Annotated in this window: 22 protein-coding genes and 1 pseudogene; 14 read left to right on the forward strand and 9 right to left on the reverse strand. The window is 72.4% G+C overall.

All coding sequences use genetic code 11. The features are described 5' to 3' along the window. Nucleotides 1-33 precede the first annotated feature (33 nt). A complete protein-coding gene (locus tag OHA37_RS11735) occupies nt 34-591 on the forward strand; it encodes a PepSY domain-containing protein (protein WP_266904388.1) in 558 nt (185 codons plus the stop codon). A gap of 75 nt (nt 592-666) precedes the next feature. On the opposite strand, the gene OHA37_RS40775 is transcribed toward OHA37_RS11735, so the two are convergent. Genes OHA37_RS40775 through OHA37_RS11745 form a run of 3 tightly spaced genes read right to left on the reverse strand, consistent with a single transcriptional unit; the run spans nt 667 to nt 3,041 of the window. Further along, the gene (locus OHA37_RS40775) at nt 667-741 is read right to left on the reverse strand and encodes a 50S ribosomal protein bL37 (RefSeq protein WP_099895366.1); all 75 of its coding nucleotides are present in this window, start codon (nt 739-741) and stop codon (nt 667-669) included. 40 nt (nt 742-781) lie between these two features. Beyond that, a complete protein-coding gene (meaB, locus tag OHA37_RS11740) occupies nt 782-1,786 on the reverse strand; it encodes a methylmalonyl Co-A mutase-associated GTPase MeaB (protein WP_266904390.1) in 1,005 nt (334 codons plus the stop codon). 58 nt (nt 1,787-1,844) lie between these two features. Beyond that, nucleotides 1,845-3,041 (reverse strand): acetyl-CoA C-acetyltransferase, encoded by a 1,197-nt coding sequence (locus OHA37_RS11745; protein ID WP_266904392.1) that lies wholly within the window; start codon nt 3,039-3,041, stop codon nt 1,845-1,847. A 137-nt stretch (nt 3,042-3,178) separates the two neighbouring features. Between OHA37_RS11745 and mce the strand changes: the two genes are divergently transcribed. From mce to OHA37_RS11780, 7 genes are all read left to right on the forward strand, one after another. After that, nucleotides 3,179-3,607 (forward strand): methylmalonyl-CoA epimerase, encoded by a 429-nt coding sequence (gene mce, locus OHA37_RS11750; RefSeq protein WP_266904394.1) that lies wholly within the window; start codon nt 3,179-3,181, stop codon nt 3,605-3,607. Between the two features lie 181 nt (nt 3,608-3,788). Beyond that, a complete protein-coding gene (gene scy / locus OHA37_RS11755; protein WP_266904396.1) occupies nt 3,789-8,378 on the forward strand; it encodes a polarized growth protein Scy in 4,590 nt (1,529 codons plus the stop codon). Between the two features lie 202 nt (nt 8,379-8,580). Beyond that, entirely contained in the window at nt 8,581-9,519 is a 939-nt protein-coding gene (locus OHA37_RS11760; RefSeq protein WP_243336252.1) for a cellulose-binding protein, read from the forward strand. A 113-nt stretch (nt 9,520-9,632) separates the two neighbouring features. After that, complete coding sequence (locus OHA37_RS11765; RefSeq protein ID WP_266904398.1) at nt 9,633-10,655, forward strand: ATP-binding cassette domain-containing protein; 1,023 nt, start codon at nt 9,633-9,635, stop codon at nt 10,653-10,655. Nucleotides 10,656-10,657: 2 nt separating this feature from the next. Then, the gene (locus tag OHA37_RS11770; RefSeq protein WP_266904400.1) at nt 10,658-11,437 is read left to right on the forward strand and encodes an ABC transporter permease subunit; all 780 of its coding nucleotides are present in this window, start codon (nt 10,658-10,660) and stop codon (nt 11,435-11,437) included. Nucleotides 11,438-11,592: 155 nt separating this feature from the next. After that, on the forward strand, nt 11,593-12,780 hold the full coding sequence (locus tag OHA37_RS11775; RefSeq protein WP_266904402.1) for an ABC transporter ATP-binding protein: 1,188 nt from the start codon (nt 11,593-11,595) through the stop codon (nt 12,778-12,780). After that, complete coding sequence (locus OHA37_RS11780; RefSeq protein WP_266904404.1) at nt 12,777-13,643, forward strand: ABC transporter permease; 867 nt, start codon at nt 12,777-12,779, stop codon at nt 13,641-13,643. The genes OHA37_RS11775 and OHA37_RS11780 overlap by 4 nt, the downstream gene beginning before the upstream one ends. A gap of 12 nt (nt 13,644-13,655) precedes the next feature. On the opposite strand, the gene OHA37_RS11785 is transcribed toward OHA37_RS11780, so the two are convergent. Further along, a complete protein-coding gene (locus tag OHA37_RS11785; protein WP_254384262.1) occupies nt 13,656-13,997 on the reverse strand; it encodes an ATP/GTP-binding protein in 342 nt (113 codons plus the stop codon). Nucleotides 13,998-14,239: 242 nt separating this feature from the next. On the opposite strand from OHA37_RS11785, the gene OHA37_RS11790 reads away from it, so the two are divergent. After that, nucleotides 14,240-15,271 (forward strand): LLM class flavin-dependent oxidoreductase, encoded by a 1,032-nt coding sequence (locus OHA37_RS11790; RefSeq protein ID WP_266904406.1) that lies wholly within the window; start codon nt 14,240-14,242, stop codon nt 15,269-15,271. A gap of 137 nt (nt 15,272-15,408) precedes the next feature. Here the strand turns inward: OHA37_RS11790 and OHA37_RS11795 are convergent, their stop codons facing one another. Continuing rightward, a complete protein-coding gene (locus tag OHA37_RS11795) occupies nt 15,409-15,801 on the reverse strand; it encodes an SCO5389 family protein (RefSeq protein ID WP_243336246.1) in 393 nt (130 codons plus the stop codon). Nucleotides 15,802-16,021: 220 nt separating this feature from the next. Between OHA37_RS11795 and nucS the strand changes: the two genes are divergently transcribed. After that, entirely contained in the window at nt 16,022-16,693 is a 672-nt protein-coding gene (nucS, locus tag OHA37_RS11800) for an endonuclease NucS (protein WP_266881159.1), read from the forward strand. A 1,320-nt stretch (nt 16,694-18,013) separates the two neighbouring features. Here nucS and OHA37_RS40780 read toward each other — a convergent pair. The 3 genes and pseudogenes from OHA37_RS40780 to OHA37_RS11815 all read right to left on the reverse strand — a co-directional run. Further along, nucleotides 18,014-19,834 (reverse strand): annotated as a pseudogene (locus tag OHA37_RS40780) (ATP-binding protein); the annotation flags it as partial. Between the two features lie 222 nt (nt 19,835-20,056). Further along, entirely contained in the window at nt 20,057-20,380 is a 324-nt protein-coding gene (locus tag OHA37_RS11810; protein ID WP_243336243.1) for an STAS domain-containing protein, read from the reverse strand. 159 nt (nt 20,381-20,539) lie between these two features. Next, nucleotides 20,540-21,388, reverse strand: coding sequence for a 3-hydroxyacyl-CoA dehydrogenase family protein (locus OHA37_RS11815; RefSeq protein ID WP_250744745.1), 849 nt, complete (start codon nt 21,386-21,388; stop codon nt 20,540-20,542). 198 nt (nt 21,389-21,586) lie between these two features. Here OHA37_RS11815 and OHA37_RS11820 point away from each other — a divergent pair, with 198 nt between their 5' ends. Then, nucleotides 21,587-22,159 (forward strand): cob(I)yrinic acid a,c-diamide adenosyltransferase, encoded by a 573-nt coding sequence (locus OHA37_RS11820; RefSeq protein ID WP_266904412.1) that lies wholly within the window; start codon nt 21,587-21,589, stop codon nt 22,157-22,159. 16 nt (nt 22,160-22,175) lie between these two features. On the opposite strand, the gene OHA37_RS11825 is transcribed toward OHA37_RS11820, so the two are convergent. Further along, entirely contained in the window at nt 22,176-22,736 is a 561-nt protein-coding gene (locus OHA37_RS11825; protein ID WP_266904414.1) for a hypothetical protein, read from the reverse strand. Nucleotides 22,737-22,893: 157 nt separating this feature from the next. Here OHA37_RS11825 and OHA37_RS11830 point away from each other — a divergent pair, with 157 nt between their 5' ends. The 3 genes from OHA37_RS11830 to OHA37_RS11840 all read left to right on the forward strand — a co-directional run bounded on the left by OHA37_RS11830 (nt 22,894) and on the right by OHA37_RS11840 (nt 26,836). Next, nucleotides 22,894-24,147, forward strand: coding sequence for a sensor histidine kinase (locus OHA37_RS11830; RefSeq protein WP_266904416.1), 1,254 nt, complete (start codon nt 22,894-22,896; stop codon nt 24,145-24,147). Next, complete coding sequence (locus tag OHA37_RS11835) at nt 24,144-24,785, forward strand: response regulator (protein WP_266904418.1); 642 nt, start codon at nt 24,144-24,146, stop codon at nt 24,783-24,785. Before OHA37_RS11830 ends, OHA37_RS11835 begins: the two co-directional genes overlap by 4 nt. A gap of 233 nt (nt 24,786-25,018) precedes the next feature. Next, nucleotides 25,019-26,836 carry a glycosyl hydrolase family 18 protein gene (locus tag OHA37_RS11840; protein WP_443046297.1) on the forward strand — a complete coding sequence of 606 codons (1,818 nt, stop codon included), beginning with the start codon at nt 25,019-25,021 and terminating at the stop codon, nt 26,834-26,836. Nucleotides 26,837-26,953: the final 117 nt, after the last annotated feature.

Below are 26,953 nucleotides of genomic sequence, written 5' to 3' on the forward strand. Positions count from 1 at the left end.
AGGCGCACGTGGTCGGCCTGAGGAGGTCAAGCCATGCAGCGCAACACGTACGTTTCGGCGGCCGCGGCCGTGGTTCTCGCACTGGGAGGCCCGGTGGCGGCCGCGGCGACGGCGGCCGCCGCCACCCCGACGGCCCTGCCCGCGGCCACCGCCGCACGCGCCGACGTGACCGCGGAGGCAGCGGCCGCGGCGGCCCTGAAGGCCTATCCCGGCGTCATCGAGTCCCTGGACCGCGACGGCGCGGTCTGGCACGTGGACGTCGTCAGCAAGGACGGCACCCACTCGGAGCTGGAGGTGGACGCCGCGAGCGGCAGCGTCACCAAGGAGAACGCGGACGACGATCAGAACGCGGACGAGTACGCCGCGCTGCTCGCGGCGAAGGTGACCGCCGAGCAGGCCATGAAGACGGCCGTGGCCGCCCACCCCGGCAAGGTCTGGTCGGTGGAGTGGGATGACGACGACGACAACGGCCGCGCCGCCACCTGGAACGTCGAGGTCAAGACGACCGACGGAAAGACCCAGAACGTCCACGTGGACACCGCGACGGCCAAGGTGGTCTCCTCCGAGTCCGACAACGACGGAAACGACTGAGCCCCGCACACCACACGCACGGAAGCCGCACCCCGTGGACCGGGTGCGGCTTCCGTGTGTGGTCAGTCCTCACGGTCAGGCGTTGGGACGCTTTCCGTGGTTGGCCTTCTTCTTCTTGCGGGCTCGCTTCTTGTTGCCGCGCTTCGCCATGAAACCTCCCTGCGTTGGGGCATTCCGGGCGTTCGCCAGTCTATGACCGGCCCGCGGGCTCCGCATCCGGTTCCGCCGGTTCCGCCGGTTCCGTCAGCGTCGCGAGGAGCGCGTCCGAAGCCGCGTACGGATCCAGCTCGCCCGCCGCCACCCGCCCGGCCAGTGCCTCCAGGTGGGTGTCGCCGTGCACGTCGGCCAGCCGGGCCCGCAGCGCGGTGATCGCGATCGTTTCCACCTCGCGCGCGGCCCTGGCCGTACGCCGCTGCGCCAGCACCCCGTGCTCGTCCATCCACGCCCGGTGCTTCTCCAGCGCCTCGACCAGCTCGTCGATGCCCGTACCGCGCGCCGCGACCGTCTTGACGATCGGCGGCCGCCAGTCGCCCTTGCCCCGGCTCTCCCCCAGGCTCAGCATGTGGTTCAGCTCGCGGGCGGTGGCGTCCGCGCCGTCCCGGTCGGCCTTGTTCACCACGTAGACGTCGCCGATCTCCAGGATGCCCGCCTTCGCGGCCTGGATCCCGTCGCCCATCCCGGGGGCCAGCAGCACCACCGAGGTGTCGGCCTGGGCCGCGATCTCCACCTCCGACTGCCCGACCCCGACGGTCTCGACCAGGATCACCTCGCAGCCCGCCGCGTCCAGTACCCGGATCGCCTGCGGGGCCGACCAGGCCAGTCCGCCCAGGTGGCCGCGGGTGGCCATGGAGCGGATGTACACCCCCGGGTCGGAGGCGTGGTCCGACATCCGCACCCGGTCGCCGAGCAGCGCGCCCCCGCTGAACGGCGAGGACGGGTCGACGGCCAGGACGCCGACCCGCTTGCCGGCCTGCCGGTACGCGGAGACCAGCGCCGAGGTGGTCGTGGACTTGCCGACGCCCGGGGAGCCGGTGAGGCCCACCACGTACGCGTTGCCCGTGAGCGGCGCCAGCGCCGCCATCACCTCGCGCAGCTGCGGGGACGCCCCCTCGACCAGCGAGATCAGCCGGGCGACCGCTCGCGGCCTGCCCTCACGGGCCTGGGCCACCAGCTGGGGGACGTCCACCGCCGTCATACGTGCTGCGCTCCTCGGATCTCTTACGGGTACGGGTGCGGGTGCGGACTGCGGGCCGCTACGGGACGCGGACGATCAGGGCGTCGCCCTGGCCGCCGCCACCGCACAGGGCGGCCGCGCCGACCCCGCCGCCGCGGCGCTTGAGCTCCAGCGCCAGGTGCAGCACCACACGGGCGCCGGACATGCCGATCGGGTGACCCAGGGCGATGGCGCCGCCGTTGACGTTCACCTTTTCCGGGGTCACTCCGAGGTCCTTCATCGACTGCACGGCGACCGCCGCGAAGGCCTCGTTGATCTCGATGAGGTCGAGGTCCTCGACGCCGAGGCCCTCCTTCTTCAGGGCGTGCAGGATCGCGTTGGAGGGCTGCGACTGGAGCGAGTTGTCCGGACCCGCCACATTGCCGTGGGCGCCGATCTCGGCGAGCCACTCCAGGCCCAGCTCCTCGGCCTTGGCCTTGCTCATCACGACCACGGCGGCCGCACCGTCGCTGATCTGCGAGGAGGTGCCGGCGGTGATGGTGCCGTCCTTCGCGAAGGCCGGACGCAGCTTGCCCAGGGACTCGACGGTGGTCTCGGCGCGGATGCCCTCGTCCTGCGAGAAGATCACCGGCTCGCCCTTGCGCTGCGGGATCTCGACCGGGGTGATCTCGGCCTCGAAGACGCCGTTCTTCTGCGCGGCGGCGGCGCGCTGGTGGGAGGTGGCCGCGAACGCGTCCTGCGGGGCCCGCTCGATGCCGAGGCGGCCGTTGTGCGTCTCGGTGGACAGGCCCATCGGAATGTTCTCGAAGGCGTCGGTGAGACCGTCGTAGGCCATCGCGTCGAGCATCTCGATGGCGCCGTACTTGAAGCCCTCACGGGACTTCGGCAGCAGGTGCGGGGCGTTGGTCATGGACTCCTGACCGCCCGCGACCACGATGTCGAACTCCCCGGCGCGGATCAGCTGGTCGGCCAGGGCGATGGCGTCCAGGCCCGACAGGCACACCTTGTTGATGGTGAGCGCCGGGACGTTCATGGGGATCCCGGCCTTGACGGCGGCCTGGCGGGCCGGAATCTGGCCCGCACCGGCCTGGAGCACCTGGCCCATGATCACGTACTGGACCTGGTCACCGGAGATCCCGGCCCGCTCCAGCGCGGACTTGATGGCGAAGCCGCCGAGGTCGGCACCCGAGAAGGACTTCAGCGAGCCGAGCAGTCGCCCCATGGGCGTGCGGGCCCCGGCGACGATCACTGACGTGGTGTTGTTCGTTCCGGACATGGAGCACAGCCCCTTGAGGATGAGGAGTGAACGAGGGTTTACCCGAATGTACTGAGCGGTACCCGTGCCGTCACCGGCCCGCCAGTGTGATCGCGCGCACGTTGCGTAACCGCCTCCGGTAGCGCTGCACTGTGTCCATGCTGACAAGAATCGACCACATCGGGATTGCCTGCTTCGACCTGGACAAGACGGTTGAGTTCTACCGTGCCACGTACGGCTTCGAGGTGTTCCACTCCGAGGTCAACGAGGAGCAGGGCGTCCGCGAGGCCATGCTCAAGATCAACGAGACCTCCGACGGCGGTGCCTCCTACCTCCAGCTCCTGGAACCCACCCGCGAGGACTCCGCGGTCGGCAAGTGGCTGGCCAAGAACGGCGAGGGCGTCCACCACATCGCCTTCGGCACCGAGGACGTCCAGGGCGACTCGGAGGCCATCCGCGGCAAGGGCGTCCGCGTCCTCTACGACCAGCCCCGCACCGGCTCGATGGGCTCCTCCATCACCTTCCTGCACCCCAAGGACTGCCACGGCGTCCTCACCGAACTGGTCACGAGCCACCCCGACCACTGATGTCCCGTTTCCCCGGCCGGTAGAGTGGCTTTGGCTCGGCCGGGGTTCGGCGCGGAGACGGGGTCGGGGCCTGTATCGACCGACCCGGTATCTGACACCATTCCCCGGGGGCGTCGTTCAGCGGGCGGACGGCGCTCGTTTGGGATCGGGCTTGCGACCAGGGGACGGATGGGACCGCGCTGTGCGGGGCTACGAAAGCCAGGAGAGCCATCAGGCCGAGGCCGACCATCTCTCGCGCTTCGAAGCCGAGATGGAGCGGCTGAAGAAGGAACGCGGGAAGGCCGTCCAGCACGCCGATGACCTGGGGTACCAGGTCGAGGTGCTGCGCGCCAAGCTCCACGAGGTACGCCGCAATCTGGCGTCCCGCCCCGCCTACGACGGCGCGGACATGGGCTACCAGGCGGAGCAGCTGCTCCGCAATGCCCAGATCCAGGCCGACCAGATGCGTTCCGACGCCGAGCGCGAACTGCGCGACGTACGGGCGCAGACCCAGCGCATCCTCCAGGAGCACGCCGAGCACCAGGCGCGCCTGCAGGCCGAACTGCACGCCGAGGCCGTCAACCGCCGCCAGCGCCTGGACCAGGAGCTGAGCGAGCGCCGCCAGACGGTGGAAGCCCACGTCAACGAGAACGTGGCCTGGGCCGAGCAGTTGCGCGCCCGTACCGAATCGCAGGCCCGCCGGCTCATGGACGAGTCCCGCGTCGAGGCCGAGCAGACCCTGAACACCGCCCGCGCCGAAGCCGCCCGGGTCGCCTCCGAGGCCACCCGCCGGCTCGCCTCCGAGAACGAATCCGCCCGCGCCGAAGCCGAGTCGACGCTGCTGCGCGCCCGCAAGGAGGCCGAGCGGCTGCTGACCGCCGCCTCCGCGCAGGCCCAGGAGGCCACCGAGCACGCGGAGCGGCTGCGCTCCACCACCTCCGCCGAGGCCGAGCAGACCCGCCAGCAGACGATGGACCTGGGCCGGGTCGCCGAGCAGCGCGCCCAGGAGGCCGACGGCGCCCTACGGGAGGCGCGCGCGGCCGCGGAGAAGCTGCTCGCGGAGGCCAAGGAGAGCGCCGCACGGCAGCTCGCCTCGGCGGAATCCGTCAACGAGCAGCGCACCCGTACGGCCAAGGAGCAGGTGGCCCGCCTGGTCGGCGAGGCCAACAAGGAGGCCGAGGCCCTCAAGGCCGAGGCCGAGCAGGCGCTCGCCGATGCCCGGGCGCAGACCGAGCGGCTGCGCGCGGAGGCCGGCGAGCAGGCCCGTACCGCGGCGGCCGAGGACACGGCGGCCCAGCTGGCGAAGGCGGCCCGCACCGCCGAGGAGGTCCTGAACAAGGCCTCGGAGGATGCCCGCGCCACCACCCGGGCGGCGTCCGAGGAGGCCGAGCGGATCCGCGGCGAGGCCGAGGCGGAGGCCGAGCGGCTGCGCGCCCAGGCCGCGGCCACGGCCGATGAGCTCAAGGGCGCCGCGAAGGACGACACGGAGGAGTACCGGGCCCGTACGGTCGAGCTCCAGGAGGAGGCCCGCCGGCTGCGCGGCGAGGCCGAGCAGTTGCGCGCGGAGGCCGTCGCCGAGGGCGAGCGGATCCGCGGCGAGGCCCGCCGCGAGGCGGTCCAGCAGATCGAGGAGGCGGCCCGCACCGCCGAGGAGCTGCTGGGCAAGTCCCGGGCCGACGCCGACGAGGTGCGCTCCGGGGCGAACGCCGAGAGCGAGCGGGTCCGCGGCGAGGCCGTCGAGCGGGCCACCACCCTGCGCAAGCAGGCCGAGGAGACCCTGGAGCGGACCCGCGCCGAGGCGACACGGCTGCGCGCGGAGGCCGAGGAGGAGGCGGAGTCCGTACGGGCCGAGGCGGACGCCGCGGCCGCCGTGCGGCGCGAGGAGACCGAGCGGGCGCTGGCGGCGAAGCGGGCGGAGGCCGACGAGGAGCTCGTCCGGCTGCACACCGACGCCGAGGGCCGCCTGACGACCGCCGAGCAGACGCTGCGCGACGCCCGCGCGGCCGCCGAGAACATCCGCAAGGAGACCACCGAGGAGAGCGACCGGCTCCGCGCGGAGTCCGCGGAGCGGATCCGCACGCTGCAGGCGCAGTCGGAGGCGGAGGCCGCCCAGCTGCGGACCGACGCCGCCGAGGACGCCGGCCGGGCCCGCGCGGAGGCCGAGCAGGCCGCGGTGCGGCTGACCGGCGAGGCCGAGGCGGAGGCGGAGCGGCTGCGCTCCGAGGCGCAGGAGACCGCGGACCGGCTGCGCGCGGAGGCCAAGGCCGCCGCCGAGCGGGTCGCGCAGGAGGCGGCCGAGGCGCTGTCCGCCGCCCAGGAGGAGGCCGCCCGGCGCCGCCGGGAGTCCGAGGAGACGCTGGCTTCGGCGCGTACCGACGCGGAGAGCGAGCGGGCGCAGGCCAGGGAGGAGAGCGAGGAGCTCCTCGCCCAGGCCCGCAAGCGGTCCGAGGAGGCCACCGCCGAGGCGGTCTGGCTCACCGAGGAGGCCGAGCGGCGCGCGTCCGAGGTGGTCGCGGCGGCCGAGGCCACCGCCCAGCAGGTGCGCGATGCCGTGGCCGGGCTGCACGAGCAGGCCGAGGAAGAGGTCGCGGGGCTGCGCAGCGCGGCCGAACACGCGGCGGAGCGTACGAAGACGGAGGCCGAGGAGGAGTCCGGCCGGGTCCGCGCCGACGCGTACGCGGAGCGGGAGCGGGCCACCGAGGACGCCAACCGGATCCGCAGCGAGGCGCGCACCGAGACGGACGCGGCGAAGGCGCTGGCCGAGCGGACGGTCGGGGACGCGATCGCCGAGGCCGAGCAACTGCGCACGGAGACGGCGGAGTACGCGCAGCGGGTCCGCACGGAGGCCACCGACGCGCTGGCCGCCTCCGAGCGCGACGCGGCCCGTACGAAGGCCGATGCCCGCGACGATGCCAACCGGATCCGCGGCGAGGCCGCGGAGTCCCTGGAGGCCGCGCGCACCGAGGGCGGCCGGATCGTCGCGGAGGCCACGGCCGAGGCCGAGCGGCTCACCGAGGAGACCCGCGCGGCCAACGAGGCCACGGTCGGCGAGGCCCTGGCGGAGGCGGCGCGGCTCACGGCCGAGGCCGAGGCCGCCGCGGAGGCGACCCGCACCGAGGCCGCGGGCACGCTGGACGAGGCCCGTTCCGAGGCGAACCGGCTGCGCACGGAGGCGGCCGAGCAGGCGGACCGCCTGATCACCGAGGCCACCACGGAGGCGGAGCGGCTCACCGAGGAGACCCGCGCGGCCAATGCGCTGACGGTCGGTGAGGCCGAGGCCGCGGCCGAGGCGCTGCGCGCCGAGGCGGCCGCCGCCCTGGACGCGGCGAACGCGAAGGCCGGGCAGCTCACGGCGCAGGCCGCGCAGACGCTGGCCGGGGCCGAGCGCGACGCGACGGGGATCCTCGTCGACGCGCGCACCGAGGGCGACCGGCTCGTCGAGGAGACGCGCACGGCCAACGAGGCCACCGTCGGCGAGGCCGCGGCGGAGGCCGACCGGCTGCGCGCCGAGGCGGCACGCACCCTGGACGACGCCCGCGCGGAGGGCGGCCGGATCATCGGCGAGGCCACCGCGGAGGCCGACCGGGTCACGGTCGCGGCGAACGAGACCCTGGCGGGCGCCGAGCGGGAGTCCGAGCGGACCCTGGACGAGGCGCGCGCCGAGGCGGGCCGGATCCGTACCGAGGCCGCCGAGCAGGCGGACCACTTGGTCGGCGAGGCCGTCGCCGAAGCGGACCGGCTCACCGAGCAGACCCGCAAGGACACCGAGCGCACGGTCGGCGAGGCGGCGAACGAGGCCGAGCGGCTGCGGGCCGAGGCCTCCGAGGCGCTGTCCTCGGCGCAGGAGCACGCGACCCGTACCCGGTCCGAGGCCGAGCGGGTCAAGGCCGAGGCCGCCACCGAGGCGGAGCGGATCCGGGGCGAGGCGCGCACCGCGTCGGAGCGGGTGCTGGACGAGGCCCGCGAAGAGGCCAACAAGCGCCGCAGCGAGGCCGCGACCCAGGTCGACCGGCTCATCACGGAGGCCTCCTCGGAGGCCGAGAAGCTCACCGGGGACGCGCAGAAGCAGGCACTGGCCGCCACGACGGCGGCCGAGGAGCAGGCGGACGCGATGGTCGACGCGGCGCGCAAGGAAGCCGCGCGGATCTCCTCCGAGGCGACCGTGGAGGGCAACTCCCTGGTGGAGAAGGCCCGTACGGACGCCAACGAGCTGCTGGTCGGGGCGCGCACCGACGCGTCGGCCATAAGGGATCGGGCGGAGGAGCTGCGCGGCCGCGTCGAGGCGGAGGTCGAGGAGCTGCACGAGCGGGCCCGCCGCGAGTCGGCCGAGCAGATGAAGTCGGCCGGCGAGCGCGTGGACAAGCTGGTGCGGGCGGCGACCGAGCAGAGCGTCGAGGCCGACGCGAAGGCCAAGGCGCTGGTGTCGGACGCGAGCAGCGAGGCGAGCAAGGTCCGCATCGCCGCCGTGCGCAAGGCGGAGGCGCTGCTCAAGGAGGCCGAGCAGAAGAAGGCCGAGCTGGTCCGGGCCGCCGAGGGCGCTCTCGCGGAGGCGAAGACGGAGGCCGAGCGGCTCGTCGAGGAGGGCCGGCGCGAGCTGGAGGTGCTCGTGCGCAGGCGCGAGGACATTCAGGCGGAGATCTCCCGTGTCCAGGACGTTCTTGAGGCGTTGGAATCATTCGAGGCGCCTTCGGGTGGCGGAAAGCCCGGGGTCGGCGGCCAGGGCGCGGGGGGCGTGAAGGCCGGTGCGACAGCGGGTTCCACTCGTTCGGGTGGCAAGACGTCAGAGGGCTAGTCAGCACGCTCAAGTCTGTGCCCCTGATGGAGGTTCAGGCGAACGAGTGACAAGCATTCTGTCGCCTTGCCACTCAAAAGGGGTGTCATTGTCCAGATCAAACGCGGATTGACTCGATGACACGCCGTCTTGGCGCCTAGGATTCCCCTTAACACCTAACACCCCGCGTAGCACCTCATCGGTCTCATTCGACAGGAACCCCATGAGCGACACATCCTCCCCCTTCGGCTTCGAGCTCGTGCGGCGTGGTTACGACCGCGGTCAGGTGGACGACCGCATCACCAAGCTGGTCTCCGACCGTGACAGCGCCCTCGGACGTATCAACTCTCTGGAAAAGCGGATCGAGGAGTTGCACCTCGAAACGCAGAACGCCCAGGCTCAGGTGAACGACGCCGAGCCGTCGTACGCCGGTCTCGGCGCCCGGGTCGAGAAGATCCTGCGCCTGGCCGAGGAGGAGGCGAAGGACCTCCGTGAGGAGGCCCGTCGCGCGGCCGAGCAGCACCGCGAGCTCGCCGAGTCGGCCGCCCAGCAGGTGCGCAACGACGCCGAGTCGTTCGCCGCCGACCGGAAGTCGACCGCCGAGGACGAGGGCGTCCGGATCGTCGAGAAGGCCAAGGGCGACGCCGCTTCCCTGCGCACCGAGGCCCAGAAGGACGCCGCCTCCAAGCGCGAGGAGGCCGACGCGCTCTTCGAGGAGACCCGCGCCAAGGCCGCCCAGGCCGCCGCGGACTTCGAGACCAACCTGGCCAAGCGCCGCGAGCAGTCCGAGCGCGACCTGGCCGGCCGTCAGGCCAAGGCCGAGAAGCGTCTCGCGGAGATCGAGCACCGCGCGGAGCAGCTGCGCCTGGAGGCCGAGAAGCTCCGTACGGACGCCGAGCGTCGCGCCCGCCAGACCGTGGAGACCGCGCAGCGCCAGGCCGAGGACATCGTGGCCGACGCGAACGCCAAGGCCGACCGGATCCGCAGCGAGTCCGAGCGCGAGCTGGCGGCGCTCACCAACCGCCGCGACTCGATCAACGCGCAGCTCACCAACGTCCGCGAGATGCTGGCGACGCTGACCGGTGCGGCGGTGGCCGCCGCCTCCGCGCCGATCGACGACGAGCCGGTCACCCGCGGCGTTCCGGCGCAGCAGAGCCGCTGACCTTCGCGTCGCGGTTACCGGGCGGTACCGTTCGCCCGTTTCACGACCTAAGTAGGGCCGTGCGTCACCTTTAGAAGGTGGCGTTCGGCCCTTCGGCGTTCTAGCGTGGCGTAATGATCGAGCTTGAGGGCCTTACGAAACGATTCGGCGCGAAGACCGCCGTGGACAACCTCAGCTTCCAGGTCAGACCGGGGGTGGTCACCGGCTTCCTCGGCCCCAACGGGGCGGGCAAGTCCACGACCATGCGCATGATGCTCGACCTCGACAATCCGACCAGCGGTACGGTCCGGATCGACGGGAAGCACTACCGGGACCTGCCGGAGCCGCTGAAGTACATCGGGGCACTGCTGGACGCGAAGGCGATGAACGGCGGCCGCAGCGCGTACAACAACCTGCTCTGCCTCGCCCAGTCGAACCGGATCCCGACCAGCCGGGTCTCCGAGGTCCTGGACCTGGTCGGCCTGACGGCCGTGGCGAAGAAGAAGTCGAAAGGATTTTCCCTGGGTATGGGCCAGCGGCTCGGCATCGCCTCCGCGCTGCTCGGCGACCCGGAGATCCTGATGTTCGACGAACCCGTCAATGGTCTGGACCCGGAGGGAATTCTCTGGATCCGCAATCTGATGAAGGGGCTCGCGGCGGAGGGAAGAACGATCTTCGTTTCTTCCCATCTGATGAGCGAAATGGCCCTGACCGCGGAGCATTTGGTCGTCATCGGACAGGGAAAACTGCTGGCCGACCTGTCCATGGCCGATTTCATCCAGCAGAACTCCCGCAGTTACGTGCGCGTCCGCACGCCGCAGCAGGAACGGCTGAAGGACGTCCTGCACGAAGCCGGGATCGACGCGATCAGCGTCCCGGCCACCGGCGCGCTGGAGATCGACGGCGTGGAGTCGGAACGGCTCGGCGAGCTGGCCGCCCAGCACCAGATCGTGCTGCACGAACTCAGCCCGCAGCGGGCTTCACTGGAGGAAGCGTTCATGCGCATGACGGCCGACTCCGTCGAGTACCACGCCCACGCACCGGGGGCGGCCGGGTTCCCGGCAGGACCCGGCATGGCGGCGGACAACCCGGCCCGGCCGGCCGACGTACCCGCCTGGGGCGCCGGCTTCGAAGCTCAGCGCAAGGGCGGTAAGTGATCATGTCCGCCTTCTCCGCCGTCCTGCAGTCCGAGTGGACCAAGATCCGCTCGGTCGCCTCGACCGTCTGGACCCTGGCCTCGGCAGCCATCGTCACGGTCGGCATCAGCTCACTGCTCTGCGCGTTCATCAACTCCTCCTTCAAGGACATGCCCGCGCAGGAGCAGGCCACCTTCGACCCGACGCTCGCCAGTTTCGCCGGCATGTCCCTCGGCCAGCTCGCGATGATCGTCTTCGGCGTGCTGGTCGTGGGCACCGAGTACAGCTCGGGCATGATCCGCACCTCGCTCGCGGCCGTGCCCCGGCGCGGCAGCTTCCTGGCCGGCAAGCTCCTCGTCGCCACCGGGCTCGCGCTGATCGTGGGCCTGATCACCAGCTTCGCGTCCTTCTTCATCGGACAGGCGATCCTGGGCGACCGCAGCATCGGCATCGACGAGCCGAACGTGCTGCGCGCCGTCTTCGGGGCCGGGCTGTACATGGCGATGCTCGCGCTGTTCTCCATGGGCGTGGCCACCATGCTGCGCAGCTCGATGCTCTCGCTCGGCATCCTGATGCCGTTCTTCCTCCTGATCTCGACCATCCTCGGGGCGGTCCCGGCGACCCGGAAGGTCGCCCAGTACTTCCCCGACCAGGCCGGATCCAAGATCATGCAGGTGATCCCGGGGGCGATGGGCAGCGAGAAGGTCCCCTACGGCCCCTGGGGCGGATTCGGGATCATGGCCCTGTGGGTGCTGGCGGCCGTGCTCGGCGGCTACCTCGTCCTCAAGAAGAGGGACGCCTGAAGTACTACGAGGATCCCCCGGGTCGTACGGGGGATCCCCGGGTCGGTTCTCAGGGGTAGCTCAGGGTCCGGGACGACGTGGAACCGCAAGGGACTGGATATCCTCTTAACCCTTACGCGGGCGAAAGTCGTCCCGGCCTGGCAAGGGGCAGCAAGATGATCGAGGCAGTCGGCCTGACCAAGCGCTTCGGCGCGAAGACCGCTGTCGACGACCTTTCCTTCCAGGTCAAGCCAGGTCATGTGACGGGATTCCTGGGGCCCAACGGCTCCGGGAAGTCCACCACGATGCGCATGATCGTCGGCCTGGACCGGCCCACCGCCGGCCGGGTCACGATCAACGGCCTGCCCTTCCGCGAGCTCCCGAACGCCCAGCGGCACGTCGGGGCCCTGCTCGACGCCAAGGCCGTCCACGGCGGCCGCCGGGCCCGCACCCACCTGCTGTCGATCGCCCAGCTCTCCGGGATCCCCGAGAAGCGGGTGGACGAGGTGCTGGGCGTCGTGGGGCTGCAGGACGTGGCCCGGCAGCGCGCCAAGGGCTTCTCGCTCGGCATGGGCCAGCGGCTCGGCATCGCGACCGCCCTGCTCGGCGACCCCCAGGTGCTGCTCTTCGACGAGCCGGTCAACGGCCTCGACCCCGAAGGCATCCTCTGGGTCCGCAATCTGATGCGCCGCCTCGCCTCCGAGGGCCGCACCGTCTTCGTCTCCTCGCACCTCATGAGCGAGATGGCGCTGACCGCCGACCACCTCATCGTGATCGGCCGGGGCCGGCTGCTCGCCGACATGGGCACCCAGGACTTCATCACCCACAACTCGGCTGGATTCGCCCGGGTCCGCACGGCCGACACCGACCCCGGTGGCTGGGACACCCTCGGCTCCGTCCTCACCAAAGCGGGCGGCCGGGTCCTGCGGGAGCCCGACGGGGCGCTGCGGGTGACCGGGCTGGAGCTGCCGCAGATCTCCGACCTCGCGCACGCGGCCGGCGTACGGCTGTGGGAGCTGTCGCCGCACCGGGCCTCGCTGGAGGAGGCGTACATGCGGATGACCCAGTCCTCCGTCGAGTACACCTCCACCGAGGACCCGCGCGCCGAGCTCTGGGAGCCCGAACCGCTGAGCGTGCCGAAGTGGGAGGAAGAGGAAGCGGCCGAGGCCCTCCAGGTCCCGCAGGCCGGCTTCTTCGCGCCCCCGCCGCCCGGGACCGGCGCCCGGCCGTTCCTGATGCCGACCAGCCCCGGTGAGCTCGCGGGCCCCGGGGCCGCGTCCCCCGGGGCCGAGCCCTCCCCCGGCACCACGCACTCCACCGACCCCGTGCGCACGCCCGCGCAGAAGCCCGAGGACACCCGATGACCGCCCCGCCGACCGCGACGACCGCCGGGGACCAGGGCCCGGTGGGCTACACCTCGCCCCTGCCGACGCCCCGGCCGCACCTGGGGCACGCGCTGGCCTCGGAGTGGACGAAGCTGACCTCGGTGCGCTCCACGATGTGGACGCTCGGCGCCCTGGTGCTGCTCGTCGTCGGCATCGGCGGCACGGTCATCGTGCAGACCCGGGACGTGGACTACGAGCAGATGCCGTTCATCGCCCCCGCCCTCTTCGGACTGCTGGTCGGGCAGCTCGCGGTGATGGTGCTCGGAGTGCTGACGATCACCTCCGAGTGGGGCACCGGCCTGGTCCGCACCACCTTCACGGCGGCCCCCGACCGGTACCGGGTGCTCACCGCGAAGTACCTCGTCTTCGGCCTCACCGCGTTCCTCACCACGGCCGGCTCGGTCTGCCTGGTGGGACTGACCGCCTCGATCCTGCGCGACGGTCCCGACGCCGGGCCGCACCCGCCTTCCGAGTGGGCCTCCGGGCTCGTGGGCAGCCTGTACGTCACCCTGCTCGGCGTCCTGGCCCTGGCGATCGGGGCGCTGGTGCGGCATTCGGCGGGGGCGATCGCCGTGATGCTCGGCGTCGTCACGCTGCCGCCGGTGATAGGGGCCGTGCTCAGCATCTGGGAGGCCGTCGCCCCGGTCGGGAGGAGCCTGCTCAAGTACAACGTGCCGGTGGCGATGATGGAGCTGTTCGGCATGCCGACCAACGCTTCCGACCCGTCGTCGGGCGCCAGCATGGCGCTCCCGGGCGGCCTGAACCACATGGTGCTGATCCTGCTGGTCACGGGCGCCGCGGTCGCCGCCTCGTACGTGGTGGTCGGCCGCAGGGACGTCTAGGACCCGGGACGTCTAGTACTTGGGAGCGTTGCGGGACCGCTGCACCTTGGAGGTGCGGCGGTCCTTCGCGTTCCAGCAGGCCTTGTGCCAGTGCCGGCGGTCGTCGACCCCGCCGTACTCGGGCCAGGCCACCAGGTGCGGGGTGCCGGAGGGGATCTCCTGGTCGCAGCCGGGGCAGCGGTAGCGCTTGCCCGCGGCGCTCGCGCCCGCGACGTGCCGGACCTTCCAGTCCTCGCCCTGGTACTCCTCCGTGCGCTCCAGGCCGTACCGGTCCAGACTGCCCGGGCCCGAGCCCTGGTCCGAACGATCGGCTGGATTCTCGCCGCCCCTGGGGCGGTTGTGGCGCGGTGACACGTATACCTCACGGATGGGCGGACGGCAGTGACTTTCTCCCAGACTACGCGCAGCGAGGCGGGGTACCCGCAGGGTGGCCGAAGGACGACGGTAGTACGGATCAATCGGTTTGCGTGACTGACCCGACAATCCCAATAACTTTCCGTTCAGGCCGTGCCTTTGGCACGTGTCAGACGTTGTTGCCGGAGAAGCAACCGGTCCGCCTGGGGGAGGCCGCGTCAGCCGCGAGGAGGCTAAAGGCGATGCGCGTAGGAGCATTTGTACTGGCGGCCCAGTTCCCGGGACAGGGACAGGGCGAGGCACTGCACCGGGCGGTACGGACCGCCGAGGTGGCCGAGGAGGCCGGGCTCGACTCGGTCTGGCTCGCCGAGCACCACTTCGTCCCGTACGGGGTCTGCCCGTCGGCGGTGACCCTGGCGGCCCTGATGCTGGGCCGCACCCGGCGGCTGCGCGTGGGCACGGCGGTGAGCGTCCTGCCGAGCACCCACCCGGTGGCCCTGGGCGAGCAGGCGGCCCTGCTGCACCTGACCTCGGAGGGGCGGTTCACCCTGGGGGTGGGCCGGGGCGGTCCCTGGGTGGACCTGGAGGTCTTCGGCGGCGGGCTCGACGCGTACGAGAACCGCTTCCCGGAGGACCTGGACCTGTTGCGGCGCTGGCTGGCCGAGCCGCGCGTGGGGGCACCCGGGGCCGAGGCCGGCGGCCGGTACGGCTTCCGCGAAGTGGCCGTCGTACCGCGCGCGTCGGAGGCGCTGCACGGCGACGGGACGGGGCCGGAACTGATCGTCGCCTGCACCTCCCCGGGCTCCGTACGGATGGCCGCGGAGCGCGGACTGCCGATGCTGCTGGGCATGCACTGCGGGGACGAGGACAAGGCCGCCATGGTCGAGCTGTGGCGGCGTACGGCACGGGCCGCGGGGCATTCGCCCGAGGCCGGCCACGTGTCGGCCGGGGTCTGCCAGCTGGCGGACCGGACGGCGGACGCCCGCGAAACGCTGCTGAAGGCGATGCCGGGCTGGCTCAAGCAGGGTCTGGACGCACACGTCACGGTGGACGGACGGCAGCGGGCGATGCGGGACCCGGTCGCGTACACCGAGCTGCTGTGCGATCTCCACCCCGTGGGCACGCCGGAGCTGGCGGCCGACCGGCTCGCGGCCACGTCGGAACGTACGGGGATCACGCGGTTCGCCCTGCTGACGGAAGGGTCGGGTGACCTCGCCGCGACCGAGGAGAACCTCCGGCGCCTCGGCGCCGAGGTGCTTCCCCGGCTCGGCTGAGACCAGGGCTGCCGCTCCGTTGGCACCGGAGCGGCAGCGAGGTACCGGTCGTGCGGAGGTGCGGTCGTACGGAGGTGCGGAGTGCGGTCGTACGGAGTGCGGTCGTGCTGGTCCTGCTGTCGGTGCGGTCTTCCTTGCTAGCAGTCGCGCATCTCGGGCGACTGGTTGAGCAGCTGGCCTCGGATCGAAGTGAACTTGGCCAGCCGGTCGTCCACCGAGGAGTCCAGCGGGAACACCGCTACCCGGTGGCAGTTCTGGAATGCCAGGCGCACTCCGAAGTGGCGCTGCAGCGCACCCCGTATCGCGTCACTCGCGAGAGCGCGCAGCAGCTGGCCACGCGCCTGCTCGTCCGGCGGGGGCGTCTGGTTGTCGGCGAACTGTCCGCCGTCCACCTTGAGCTGGGCCACCAGCGAGCTGATCATCTCCCATGCGTAGGGCAGGGAGGTCCGGACGCAGTCGACGAAAGCGGCTTCGTCGACCTCGCCTCGCTCGGCCTGTTCGAGTAGGGCCGGTGAGACGTCGAGCGACATGGGTTCTCCTCTCGCGACTCCGGCCGATTGGGTTGCCGGAGCCTTACGGGCAGGGAGGGAGATCGCGACGCAGCGTGCACGAGTCGCAACCTCCCGCTCACCACGGTAGGCGCCCATTGGGTACCGCACCAGGAGAATGCGCATACAACGCGCCATCCTCGAACGGGGCTTTCGGGGGCGAATCGCGTGCAGGCCTTCTCGTCGAGTAGCGTTGCCGACCATGCGTCTCGTCATTGCCCGCTGCTCCGTCGATTACGCGGGCCGGCTCACCGCCCATCTGCCCTCGGCACCCCGTCTGATCCTCGTGAAGGCCGACGGCAGTGTCTCGATCCACGCGGACGACCGAGCGTACAAACCGCTCAACTGGATGTCGCCGCCGTGCACCCTCAAGGAGGGGAGCGGCGACGATGCCGGCGTCTGGACCGTCGTCAACAAGGCTGGCGAGAAGCTCATCATCACCATGGAGGAAGTCCTCCACGACTCCTCGCACGAGCTGGGCATCGACCCGGGTCTGATCAAGGACGGGGTCGAGGCCCACCTGCAGGAGCTCCTGGCCGACCGGATCGAGACCCTCGGAGAGGGCTACACGCTGATCCGCCGCGAGTACATGACCGCGATCGGACCGGTCGACATCCTGTGCCGGGACGCCTCCGGCGCGACGGTGGCGGTGGAGATCAAGCGCCGCGGCGAGATCGACGGCGTCGAACAGCTCACGCGCTACCTGGAGCTCCTGAACCGGGACCCGCACCTGGCACCCGTCAAGGGCGTCTTCGCGGCCCAGGAGATCAAGCCCCAGGCCCGCGTCCTGGCGAACGACCGCGGCATGGACTGCGTCGTCCTCGACTACAACGCGATGCGCGGCATCGAGGACGACAAGCTCCGCCTGTTCTAGGGCCCGTCGGCACTTTTCCCCCGCCGCCCGAAGGGCGGCCCCCCGGCGTCCGGTGCGCGTTCTCGGCGCGCCGGGCGCAAGCCCGCGTACCGGACGTACGCGGGCTTTGCAGCACCCCCTGGCCCCCGTCGGCGCGGACGGGGGCGCGGCGGGCCGTCAGGGCGTCGCGGTCTCCGTCTCGGTCGTGGGGGGCTTCGGCTCTTCCGTCGGCACGGTGTTCGTGGGGCTCGGGCTCGCGGACGCGGACGCGGACGGGCTCGGGGAAGCCGGCGGGGTGCTCACCGGCGGGGCCGAGCTCGTCGCCGGCGGCGGAGGCTGGCTCACCGGGCTCGACGACGACACGGTCGGCGTCGGCTTCGGCGAGGTGGACTTGCGCGGCGTCGGAGTGGTACCCGGTGCCTGCGAGGTGGAGGACGAGGCCTCCGGCTCCGGCAAGGGAGCGTCCCCACTCGCATCCGGCGTACTCGGCTGCGGCTGCACCTCGTCCGAGCTCGGGGCCGTGGAGACCGCCGGCGCCTGCGCGGGCGGCGTCTCGTCCTCGGTGGTCATCGCGAGGGCCACCACCGTGCCCAGCACCACGACGGTCACCGCCCCGGCCGCGGCCAGCAGCATCGGCTTGCGGCCGGACCTCGGCTTCGCCTTGGGCTCGGGCGTCTTGGGCCCCGGATCCGGCTCGGGGGTGAGCGGGAAGGCGTCCTCGAACACCTCGGCCAGGGTCGCGGGCGCGACGGAGCCCGGCGGCGCCACCGCGGGCACCACCGTCGTGACGGCGTCCGTGGCCCGCGTCCCGGCGCGCTCGGGCGCGGGGACGGCCCCGGCACCCGCTCCGGGCAGGGCGGCGAGGGCCTTCGACAGGGTCGCCGGAGTCACGGGAGCCGAGGGGGCCACGGGAGCGGACGGCGTCCCGCCGACACCGGCAGCACCGGGAGCCGACGGAGTCCCGGCGGCGCCGGGAACACCGGCACCACCGGGAACGCCCGGTGTCTGGCGGACCGTGGGAAACGGCGCAGTTCCCGCAGCACCCGCAGCACCCGCAGCACCCGCAGCACCCGCAGCACCCGCAGCACCCGCAGCACCCGCAGCACCCGCAGCACCCGCAGCACCCGCAGCACCCGCAGCACCCGCAGCACCCGCAGCCAACGAAGTCACTGCGGCACCGGGAACGCCCGGTGTCTGGCGAACCTTGGGAAACGGCGTGGTTCCCGCGCCCGCGGCAACAGCGGGAGCACCGGGGGCTCCCGGAGCAAGCGGAGCCCCGGCAGCCCCCGGAAGCCCGGGAGACCCCGGAAGAGCAGCAAGCCCGGCAAGCCCGGGAACCGGCGCGGCACCGGCAGCCCCGGGAAGCAGCGGAGCCCCCGCCCCCGGCGGCAGCCCCGGCAGACCCCGAACCGGCAGCACACCCGGATCACCCGGTGCCCCCGGCTGACCCGGCCCGGCCGGCTTCACCGCTCCCCCGGTCCCGCCCCCGCCCCCGGCCGCAGACGCCTCCGGCGGAGCCAGTCGCAGCGGCGGCGACACCTGGACCTCCGCCGCCTCGCGGTCGGTGACCAGGGCCAGCGCGCGCCGTCCCGCGACGGTGCCCCGCTTGTCGGCCAGCGCGCCGCGCAGCCCGATCGAGGCCTCCAGTTCGGCCCGCGCCCGGTCGAGCCGGCCCTCGCACAGGGCCAGTACGCCCAGCTCGTGGTGGAAGTACGCCTGCTCCGCGACCTCGCCGGCCTTCCGCGCGGCCTCCGCGCCCGCGCGCAGCACCCGCTCCCAGGCCTCCCAGTGCAGCGAGGCCGCGAACGCCGGCGCCGCCGTCCGCGCGAGCAGCACCGCGGCCACCACATCGGCCCCGGCCAGCGCCGCGAGCACCGCGTCGGCCTCCGCCGCGACCCGCGCGGGGCTGACCGAGGCGTGCCCGGTCCACCAGGCGTAGTGGCGGGCGGCCGTACGGGCTTCCTCGGCCGCGGTGTCCCCGTAGCCGATCTCCTCCAGCTGTCGCGCGACCCCCGCGGCCAGCCGGTGGCGCGTCCCGACGGGGCTCAGCAGCCCGCAGTCGAGCAGTTCGGCGACGGCCGTGTCGGCGTGCGTGTCGCCGACCAGCGCGGGCAGGTGCGTGTGGTGCGGCAGCTCCCCGCCGAGCGCGCAGGCGATCCGCAGCGCGGCCCGCGCGGACTCGCTGACCCGCGAGGCGAGCAGCTCCGCCGGAGCGGCGCCCTCGGCCAGCGTCGGCAGCGGCACGAAGACGGTGTCGCGCGGCTTCTCCTCGAAGACGCCGGGTTCCTCGTCATCGTCGTACTCGTCGAAGGTGCCGGTCCGGTTGAGCTCGTCGCGCTGGCGCAGGAGCGCGGCCGCCTGTACGAAGCGCAGCGGCTGCCCTTCGGAGGCGAAGCTCAGGTCCCCGGCCCAGGCCGTTTCCTCGTCCGTCAGCGCCCGTCCGGTGCCCGCTTCGAGCAGGGCCACGCAGTCGGCGCGGGCCAGCCCGCCGAGGAAGACCTCTTCGAGGTGCGAGTCGTCGGAGGGGGCCCGGGTGTCGGGGGTGGCGGTCAGCAGGTACGCGCACTCCGGCGTGGCCCGCAGCAGTTCGTCGAGGGCGGTGCCGCCCATCTCGAGGTCGTCGACGAGGACGACGGCGCCTATCTCCGCCACGCGGGCGAGGAGTCCGGCCCGGTCGGGGCGTTCGGCCGGAGCCTCGTACACGGTGGCGTACAGCGCCTGGAGCAGCTCGCCGGGCTGCTGGTGTCCGTGCCCGCAGAGCCGTACGACCCCGTCGGGGGCGAGGTCGGCGCAGGCGTCGGCGACCGCGTCGAGCAGCGCCGTGCGCCCGGATCCGGGCGGCCCGGTCAGCCGTACGGAGCGGCCGCGCGTGAGCAGGCGTACGAGGCGTTCGCGTTCCTCCTCGCGGCCCAGCAGGCGCCGCGCGCCGGCCGGGGCGCCCGGCGGCACGGGGGGCCGTGCGGCGGCCGCCGCGGAGGCGCGGGCGGCGGGGGTGCGCTTGACCGGGGCGGGGGCGACCTCGCCGCCGGGGCGGTGCGTGCGGACGATCTCGCTGCCGTCGACGGGGTTCACGGTGAGGGTGAGGTCGCCGGACGTCAGCGTCACCACCCGCGCCGGCTGCTCCGCCGGATCGGCCTGCCCCTGTGTGCTGCTCCGGTCCATGACCAAGTCCCCCGATCGCGCCGTGCGCCGTGCGCCGTCGTCCCGCCCGGCCTTCGCTCACGCCGCTGTCGCTACTGGTCCGGTTTCCGCCCGAACCCTAGACCGTGCCCGCCGGGGCGGGAACCGCAGGGGTGCCTTCACCACCGGACCGTTACGTTTGCGCAGACCTCGTAAAGCAGGCTCCGCAGGGCAGGCCGCGCGCACGTGGACCGCGCAAGGGCGTCACGCGCGCGGCAGCGACTCCGCTTCGAGCCCGCCCTCGATCGCGAGGATCCGGTGCAGCCGGGTGGCCACGAGCAGCCGCTGCATCTGTGGCGGGACCCCGCGCAGGACGAGCCGGCGGCCGGTCCGGCCGGCCCGGCGGTGGGCGCCCATGATCACGCCGAGGCCCGTCGCGTCCCAGGAGTCGAGCCCGGTGAGGTCCAGCACGAGGTCGCCGTGACCGTCGTCCAGCGCGGTGTGCAGGACCGTACGGGCGTCCGCCGCGCTGCGCACGTCGAGGCGACCCCCGACAGCGAGTTCGGCGTGGTCGCCCCTGATGTGCATGTGTACTCCCGGCAGCGCGGTACTGATTGCGTATGGTCCGACTGGTCCGTGGTCGGCAACTCTCACTGCAACTGACTGCCTCAGGGGCAGGGAAGTTGCCGACCGTGAGCGAACCGATACCTAATTCACCCTGTGGGGTGCAGGCATTCGAACTGGTGCTCAGTGCTTGTAGAAGCCCTGACCGCTCTTGCGGCCGATGTCGCCCGCGTCCACCATGCGGCGCATCAGCTCCGGCGGCGCGAACTTCTCGTCCTGGGACTCCGTGTAGATGTTGCTGGTGGCGTGCAGCAGGATGTCGACGCCGGTGAGGTCCGCGGTGGCCAGCGGGCCCATCGCGTGCCCGAAGCCGAGCTTGCAGGCGATGTCGATGTCCTCGGCCGAGGCGACGCCCGATTCGTACAGTTTCGCCGCTTCGACGACCAGTGCCGAAATGAGACGGGTCGTCACGAATCCGGCGACGTCGCGGTTGACGACGATGCAGGTCTTGCCGACCGACTCGGCGAACGCCCGGGTGGTGGCGAGGGTTTCGTCGCTCGTCTTGTAGCCGCGCACGAGCTCGCACAGCTGCATCATCGGGACCGGCGAGAAGAAGTGCGCGCCGACGACCCGCTCCGGACGCTCCGTCACGGCCGCGATCTTGGTGATCGGGATGGCGGAGGTGTTGGAGGCCAGGATCGCGTCCTCGCGCACCAGCTTGTCGAGCGCGCGGAAGATCTCGTGCTTGACCTCCAGCTTCTCGAAGACGGCCTCGACGACGATGTCGGCGTCGGCGACCGCTTCGAGCTCGGTGGTCGTGGTGATGCGGGCCAGGGCCGCCTCGGCGTCCTCGGCCGTCAGCTTGCCCTTGGAGACGAACCTGTCGTACGAGGCCTTGATCCCGTCGGTACCGCGCGTCAGGGCGGCATCGGTCACATCGCGCAGCACGACGTCCCAACCCGCCTGAGCGGAGACCTGCGCGATTCCGGAGCCCATCAGTCCGGCGCCGATCACGGCGAGCTTCCCAGCCACTGCACACCCCAAGTTCTTTGAATAGGACACGGCCTCGGATACGGCACAGCCTCGTTCGTTCTCCGGCGGAGACTAGCGTCCGCGAGGGGCCCAGTGACCGCGAAGTAACACGCGTCACGTCTCAGATGACGGACATCACACCGGGACGGCCCAGCAGTGCGACAGGGGGCCCCAGTTGGTCCGCACTAGGGTGGCGGCATGGTGAACCTCACGCGCATCTACACCCGCACCGGCGACAAGGGCACGACCGCACTGGGCGACATGAGCCGCACGGCCAAGACCGATCTGCGCATCTCGGCGTACGCCGACGCCAACGAGGCCAACGCGGCCATCGGGACGGCCATCGCGCTCGGCTCGCTGCCCGCCGATGTCGTGAAGGTCCTGGTCCGTGTGCAGAACGACCTGTTCGACGTGGGCGCCGACCTCTGCACCCCGGTCGTCCCGAACCCCGAGTACCCGCCGCTGCGCGTCGAGCAGTTCTACGTGGACAAGCTGGAGGCCGACTGCGACCTCTTCAACGGCGAGCTGGAGAAGCTCCGCAGCTTCATCCTCCCCGGCGGCACCCCCGGCGCGGCCCTCCTGCACCAGGCCTGCACGGTGGTCCGGCGCGCCGAGCGCTCCACGTGGGCGGCCCTGGAGGCACACGGCGAGGTCATGAACCCGCTGACGGCCACCTACCTCAACCGCCTCTCCGACCTCCTGTTCATCCTGGCCCGCACGGCCAACAAGGAGGTCGGCGACGTCCTGTGGGTCCCGGGCGGCGACCGGTAGGTCGTGGACGGCTCGCCTAGGAACGGTCCGCCGTGGAGAGCGCCTTCGCGGGAGCCCGCTTCGGCCACACCGTGTAGGTGACGGCGATCAGGGCGTGGATGCCCACCACCCGCAGGGCCGTGAGCTGCCATCCGTGCAGCACCGTGGTGTCGCCCGAACCGCCGACGTACCAGATCGCGGCCTGGAGCAGTCCGGCCGCGACGGCCGCCGCGAGGACGGTCCGCGCGAACAGCTTCCACTCGTGGACGGCCCGCGCCGCGCCGTAGCCGGCGCCGGCCGGCTTCGGGCCCCCGGCCAGCCGGTGCGCGGCGTGGCCGTCGAGCCAGCGCACGGTGTAGTGCCCGTAGGCGACGGTGTAGCCGAGGTACAGCGCGGCGAGTCCGTGCTTCCAGTCCGGCTCGGCGCCGCCGCGCAGGTCCACCGCGGTGGCGACCAGCAGCACCAGCTCCAGGAGCGGCTCGCACAGCAGGACGGCCGCGCCGGCCTTCGGCATCTTCGCGAGGTAGCGCAGGGCCAGGCCGCCGGTCAGCAGGACCCAGAAGCCGACTTCACAGGCGATGATCAGGGTGACGAGCACGGGACTCTCCGTTCCTGTGGTGGGGGATGCCTCCAGCTTCCCGCCCGGTTCGCACCGTTTCCTCGTCGCCGATGACGAATGCCACGGGGGCCGACCTGCATCCTTCGATGTACGCGGGCTCGGCCGTGATGGCGACGCCCGCCCCCGCCGCACCCTGTTGGATGGGTCCGTGACCCTCAAGATCCCGCCGCCGCACCGAGACGACGTCCTGCTCGCCGCGTTCAGCGTGGCCGCCGGCCTGCTCCTGTGGTCGCTCGGGGTGCACAGCTCCCCCACCCGGGACCTGCTCCCGGCCTGGGCGGCCCTGGTCCCGCTCCTCACCCTCGGCGCGATGGAGCTGCTGCGCCGGAGCATGCCCCGGGTGACCCTGGCGGTCGGCACCGCGGGGCTGGTCGCCGACCAGTTCACCGTGGGGAACCTGGCCACCGTCCTGATCTTCACCGACCTGATGTACGCGGCCGTCGTCTACGGCAAACCGGCCATGGCCCGCCGCCTCCCGGTGACGACCGGCCTGATCACCGTCGCCGTCTCCATCGCCGCCGTGGCCTGGCTGCGCACCCCGCAAGCGCTGCTGATCGGCGTGGTCACCGGCATCGTGAGCTTCGGCCCGGCGCTGACCGGAGCCACCCTGCGCAACCACCGCGAGGCCGCCGTGGCCGCCCGGCTGCGCGCCGAGCAGACCGCGCTGCTGGCCGAGATGGACCGGGCGCAGGCGGTCGTCGCCGAGCGGGCCCGGATGGCCCGCGAACTGCACGACATGGTGGCCAACCACCTCTCCGCCATCGCCATCCACTCCACCGCCGCGCTGTCCATCGACTCCCCCGCCACCAGCCGCGAGGCGCTCGGGGTGATCCGGGAGAACAGCGTCCAGGGACTGGCCGAGATGCGCCGCCTGATCGGACTGCTGCGGGACGTCGGCGCCGGCCAGGAGGCCGTCGCCACGCCCTCGCTGGACGGGCTGGACGCCCTGCTGGAGCAGGCCCGTACGAACGGGGCCGCGAGCGGGCTGGACTTCGTGCTCCTCGACGACCGGCCCGGGGAGGCGGCGCCCACCGGGGGCGCCCGCGAACCGCTGCCCGCCCCGGTGGAACTGGCGGCGTACCGGATCGTCCAGGAGTCGCTGACCAACGCCCTCAAGCACGCCGCCCCGGGCACCGTCACCGTCCGGCTGGCCCGCGACCGCCCCGCGGGCGCGGGGGCCGGCCGGGGCGGGGGCGGCGCGCTGCACGTCGCCGTCGACTCCCCCTACGGGGAACGCCCCGGCCCCCGCGCGCCCGGCTCCGGAGCCGGCCTGATCGGCATGCGCGAGCGGACGGAACTGCTCGGCGGGGCATTCGAAGCGGGCCGCGCGGACGCGGTCTGGCGGGTCCGGGCGACGCTGCCCGTGGAAGAAGAGGCGGTACGGACGTGACGATCAGGGTCGTGGTGGCGGAGGACCAGAGCGCGGTACGGGCCGGGCTGGTCCTGATCCTGCGCAGCGCCGGCGACATCGAGGTGGTGGGCGAGGCCGCGGACGGGGAGGAGGCCGTGCGCCTGGCCCGCGAGCTGCGGCCCGACCTGGTGCTCATGGACGTGCAGATGCCGCGCCTGGACGGGGTGTCGGCGACCCGTCTGGTGGTCGCGGAGGCTCTGGCCGACGTCCTCGTGCTCACCACCTTCGACCTGGACGAGTACGTCTTCGGCGCGCTGCGCGCGGGCGCCTCGGGCTTCCTGCTGAAGGACGCGGACGCGGCGGAGCTGATCACGGCGGTACGGACCGTCGCGCGCGGGGAGGGCCTGATCGCCCCGGCGGTGACCCGGCGGCTGATCGCCGAGTTCGCGGATCCGCGGCCCGTACGCGTCCCCGTGCCGGCGACGGTGGAATCGCTGACCCCGCGCGAGCGGGAGGTCCTGGGGTGCCTGGGCGAGGGGCTGTCGAACGCGGAGATCGCCGTGCGCCTGGAGATGGCGGACGCGACGGCGAAGACCCACGTCAGCCGGGTGCTGGCCAAGCTGGAGCTGCGCAGCCGGGTCCAAGCGGCAGTGCTGGCACAGGAGTTGGGGCTCTAGCCGGATCCGGCCGGAAATCCCTCCGGGGGCGCTACGGGAGGTCTGGACCTCTTGACGGTTGGTCCAGACCTTTCTACTCTCACGCACAACTGTGGTGAGCGTGCCATGACAAGACGTCATACGGGCACGCTCACGGGCGGCGCAGGTCCCACCCCCATGCAGCGGCCGTCCCCACGGCCGCTGCGGACCTCGGAGGAGCACCCTTGAGCACAGCACCCCCACGACGCGCACCGCTGTTTCGAAGAGTCGCGGCCGCACTGGCCGTACTCACCCTGCCCCTCGCCGGACTGGTGGCCATCGCCGGCCCCGCCGAGGCGGCCGCCTCGGCCACCGCGACGTACACCAAGGTCTCCGACTGGGGCTCCGGCTTCGAGGGCAAGTGGACGGTGAAGAACACCGGCACGACCACCCTCAGCAGCTGGACCGTGGAGTGGGACTACCCGGCCGGCACCGCCGTCACCTCGGCCTGGGACGCCACCGTCACCAGCTCCGGCACCCACTGGACCGGCAAGAACGTCGGCTGGAACGGCACCCTCTCCCCGGGCGCCACCGTCAGCTTCGGCTTCAACGGCACGGGCTCCGGCGCCCCCAGCGGCTGCAAGATCAACGGCGGCAGCTGCGACGGCGGCACCAACCCCACCGACAACCCGCCCAGCGCCCCCGGCACCCCCACGGCCAGCGGCGTCACCGACACCGGGCTGACCCTCGGCTGGGCCGCGGCCACCGACGACAAGGGCGTCAAGAACTACGACGTCTTCCGCGGCGGCGCCAAGATCGCCACCGTCACCACCCCCTCGTACACCGACTCGGGCCTGACCAAGGGCACCACCTACAGCTACACGGTCACCGCCCGCGACACCATCGACCAGACCGGCCCCTCCTCCGGCGCCCTCTCGGTGACCACCACCGGCGGAGTCGTCGATCCCCCGCCGGTGGGCGGCCCCGTCAAGCTCGGCTACTTCACGAACTGGGGCGTCTACCAGCGCAACTACCACGTGAAGAACCTGGTCACCTCCGGCAGCGCCGCGAAGATCACGCACATCAACTACGCCTTCGGCAACGTCCAGGGCGGCAAGTGCACGATCGGTGACGCCTACGCCGACTACCAGAAGACCTACGACGCCTCCTCCAGCGTCTCGGGCGTCGCCGACACCTGGGACCAGCCCGTGGCCGGCAACTTCAACCAGCTGCGCCAGCTGAAGAAGAAGTACCCGAACATCAAGGTCCTCTACTCCTTCGGCGGCTGGACCTGGTCCGGCGGCTTCGGCCAGGCCGCGGCCAACCCGGCCGCCTTCGCCCAGTCCTGCTACGACCTGGTCGAGGACCCGCGCTGGGCCGACGTCTTCGACGGCATCGACATCGACTGGGAGTACCCGAACGCCTGCGGCCTGTCCTGCGACACCAGCGGGGCCGCCTCCCTGAAGAACGTCCTCTCCGCACTGCGCACGAAGTTCGGCACCACCAACCTGGTCACCGCCGCCATCTCCGCCGACGGCTCCAACGGCGGCAAGCTCGACCTCGCCGACTACGCGGGCGCCGCCCAGTACGTCGACTTCTACAACGTCATGACGTACGACTTCTTCGGCGCGTGGGCGGCCCAGGGCCCGACGGCCCCGCACTCCCCGCTCACCTCGTACACCGGCATCCCGATCGCCGGCTTCAACTCCGAGGCGGCCATCACCAAGCTCAAGGGCAAGGGCATCGCCGGCTCCAAGCTCAACCTCGGCATCGGCTTCTACGGCCGCGGCTGGACCGGCGTGACCCAGGCCACGCCCGGCGGCACCGCGACCGGCCCGGCCCCGGGCACCTACGAGCAGGGCATCGAGGACTACAAGGTCCTCAAGGGCTCCTGCCCCTCGACCGGCACCATCGCCGGCACGGCCTACGCCAAGTGCGGCAGCAACTGGTGGAGCTACGACACCCCCGCCACCATCGCCTCGAAGATGGCCTGGACGAAGCAGCAGGGCCTCAAGGGAGCCTTCTACTGGGAGTTCAGCGGCGACACCGCCAACGGCGAACTGGCCAGCGCGGTCCACGCCGGCCTCTCGTAACCCCTGACAGCTCGGCCCGGTGAAAGACGAAGCCGGGGAGACGGGTCCGCCCCCGTCTCCCCGGCTTCTCCATCTTCACGCGCCGCTCGCGCGGCTCGGCCCTGGCGGGCCTCCCCG

The sequence above is a fragment of the Streptomyces sp. NBC_00335 genome (assembly GCF_036127095.1).
Taxonomy (GTDB): Bacteria; Actinomycetota; Actinomycetes; order Streptomycetales; family Streptomycetaceae; genus Streptomyces.

What these genes read in the sequence shown, in the direction of transcription:
- OHA37_RS11735 (WP_266904388.1), top strand. Translation starts at nt 34, where the DNA reads ATGCAGCGCAACACGTACGTTTCGGCGGCCGCGGCCGTGGTTCTCGCA.
- meaB (WP_266904390.1), bottom strand. Translation starts at nt 1,786, where the DNA reads ATGACGGCGGTGGACGTCCCCCAGCTGGTGGCCCAGGCCCGTGAGGGC.
- OHA37_RS11745 (WP_266904392.1), bottom strand. Translation starts at nt 3,041, where the DNA reads ATGTCCGGAACGAACAACACCACGTCAGTGATCGTCGCCGGGGCCCGC.
- mce (WP_266904394.1), top strand. Translation starts at nt 3,179, where the DNA reads ATGCTGACAAGAATCGACCACATCGGGATTGCCTGCTTCGACCTGGAC.
- OHA37_RS11760 (WP_243336252.1), top strand. Translation starts at nt 8,581, where the DNA reads ATGAGCGACACATCCTCCCCCTTCGGCTTCGAGCTCGTGCGGCGTGGT.
- OHA37_RS11765 (WP_266904398.1), top strand. Translation starts at nt 9,633, where the DNA reads ATGATCGAGCTTGAGGGCCTTACGAAACGATTCGGCGCGAAGACCGCC.
- OHA37_RS11770 (WP_266904400.1), top strand. Translation starts at nt 10,658, where the DNA reads ATGTCCGCCTTCTCCGCCGTCCTGCAGTCCGAGTGGACCAAGATCCGC.
- OHA37_RS11775 (WP_266904402.1), top strand. Translation starts at nt 11,593, where the DNA reads ATGATCGAGGCAGTCGGCCTGACCAAGCGCTTCGGCGCGAAGACCGCT.
- OHA37_RS11780 (WP_266904404.1), top strand. Translation starts at nt 12,777, where the DNA reads ATGACCGCCCCGCCGACCGCGACGACCGCCGGGGACCAGGGCCCGGTG.
- OHA37_RS11790 (WP_266904406.1), top strand. Translation starts at nt 14,240, where the DNA reads ATGCGCGTAGGAGCATTTGTACTGGCGGCCCAGTTCCCGGGACAGGGA.
- OHA37_RS11795 (WP_243336246.1), bottom strand. Translation starts at nt 15,801, where the DNA reads ATGTCGCTCGACGTCTCACCGGCCCTACTCGAACAGGCCGAGCGAGGC.
- nucS (WP_266881159.1), top strand. Translation starts at nt 16,022, where the DNA reads ATGCGTCTCGTCATTGCCCGCTGCTCCGTCGATTACGCGGGCCGGCTC.
- OHA37_RS11810 (WP_243336243.1), bottom strand. Translation starts at nt 20,380, where the DNA reads ATGCACATCAGGGGCGACCACGCCGAACTCGCTGTCGGGGGTCGCCTC.
- OHA37_RS11820 (WP_266904412.1), top strand. Translation starts at nt 21,587, where the DNA reads ATGGTGAACCTCACGCGCATCTACACCCGCACCGGCGACAAGGGCACG.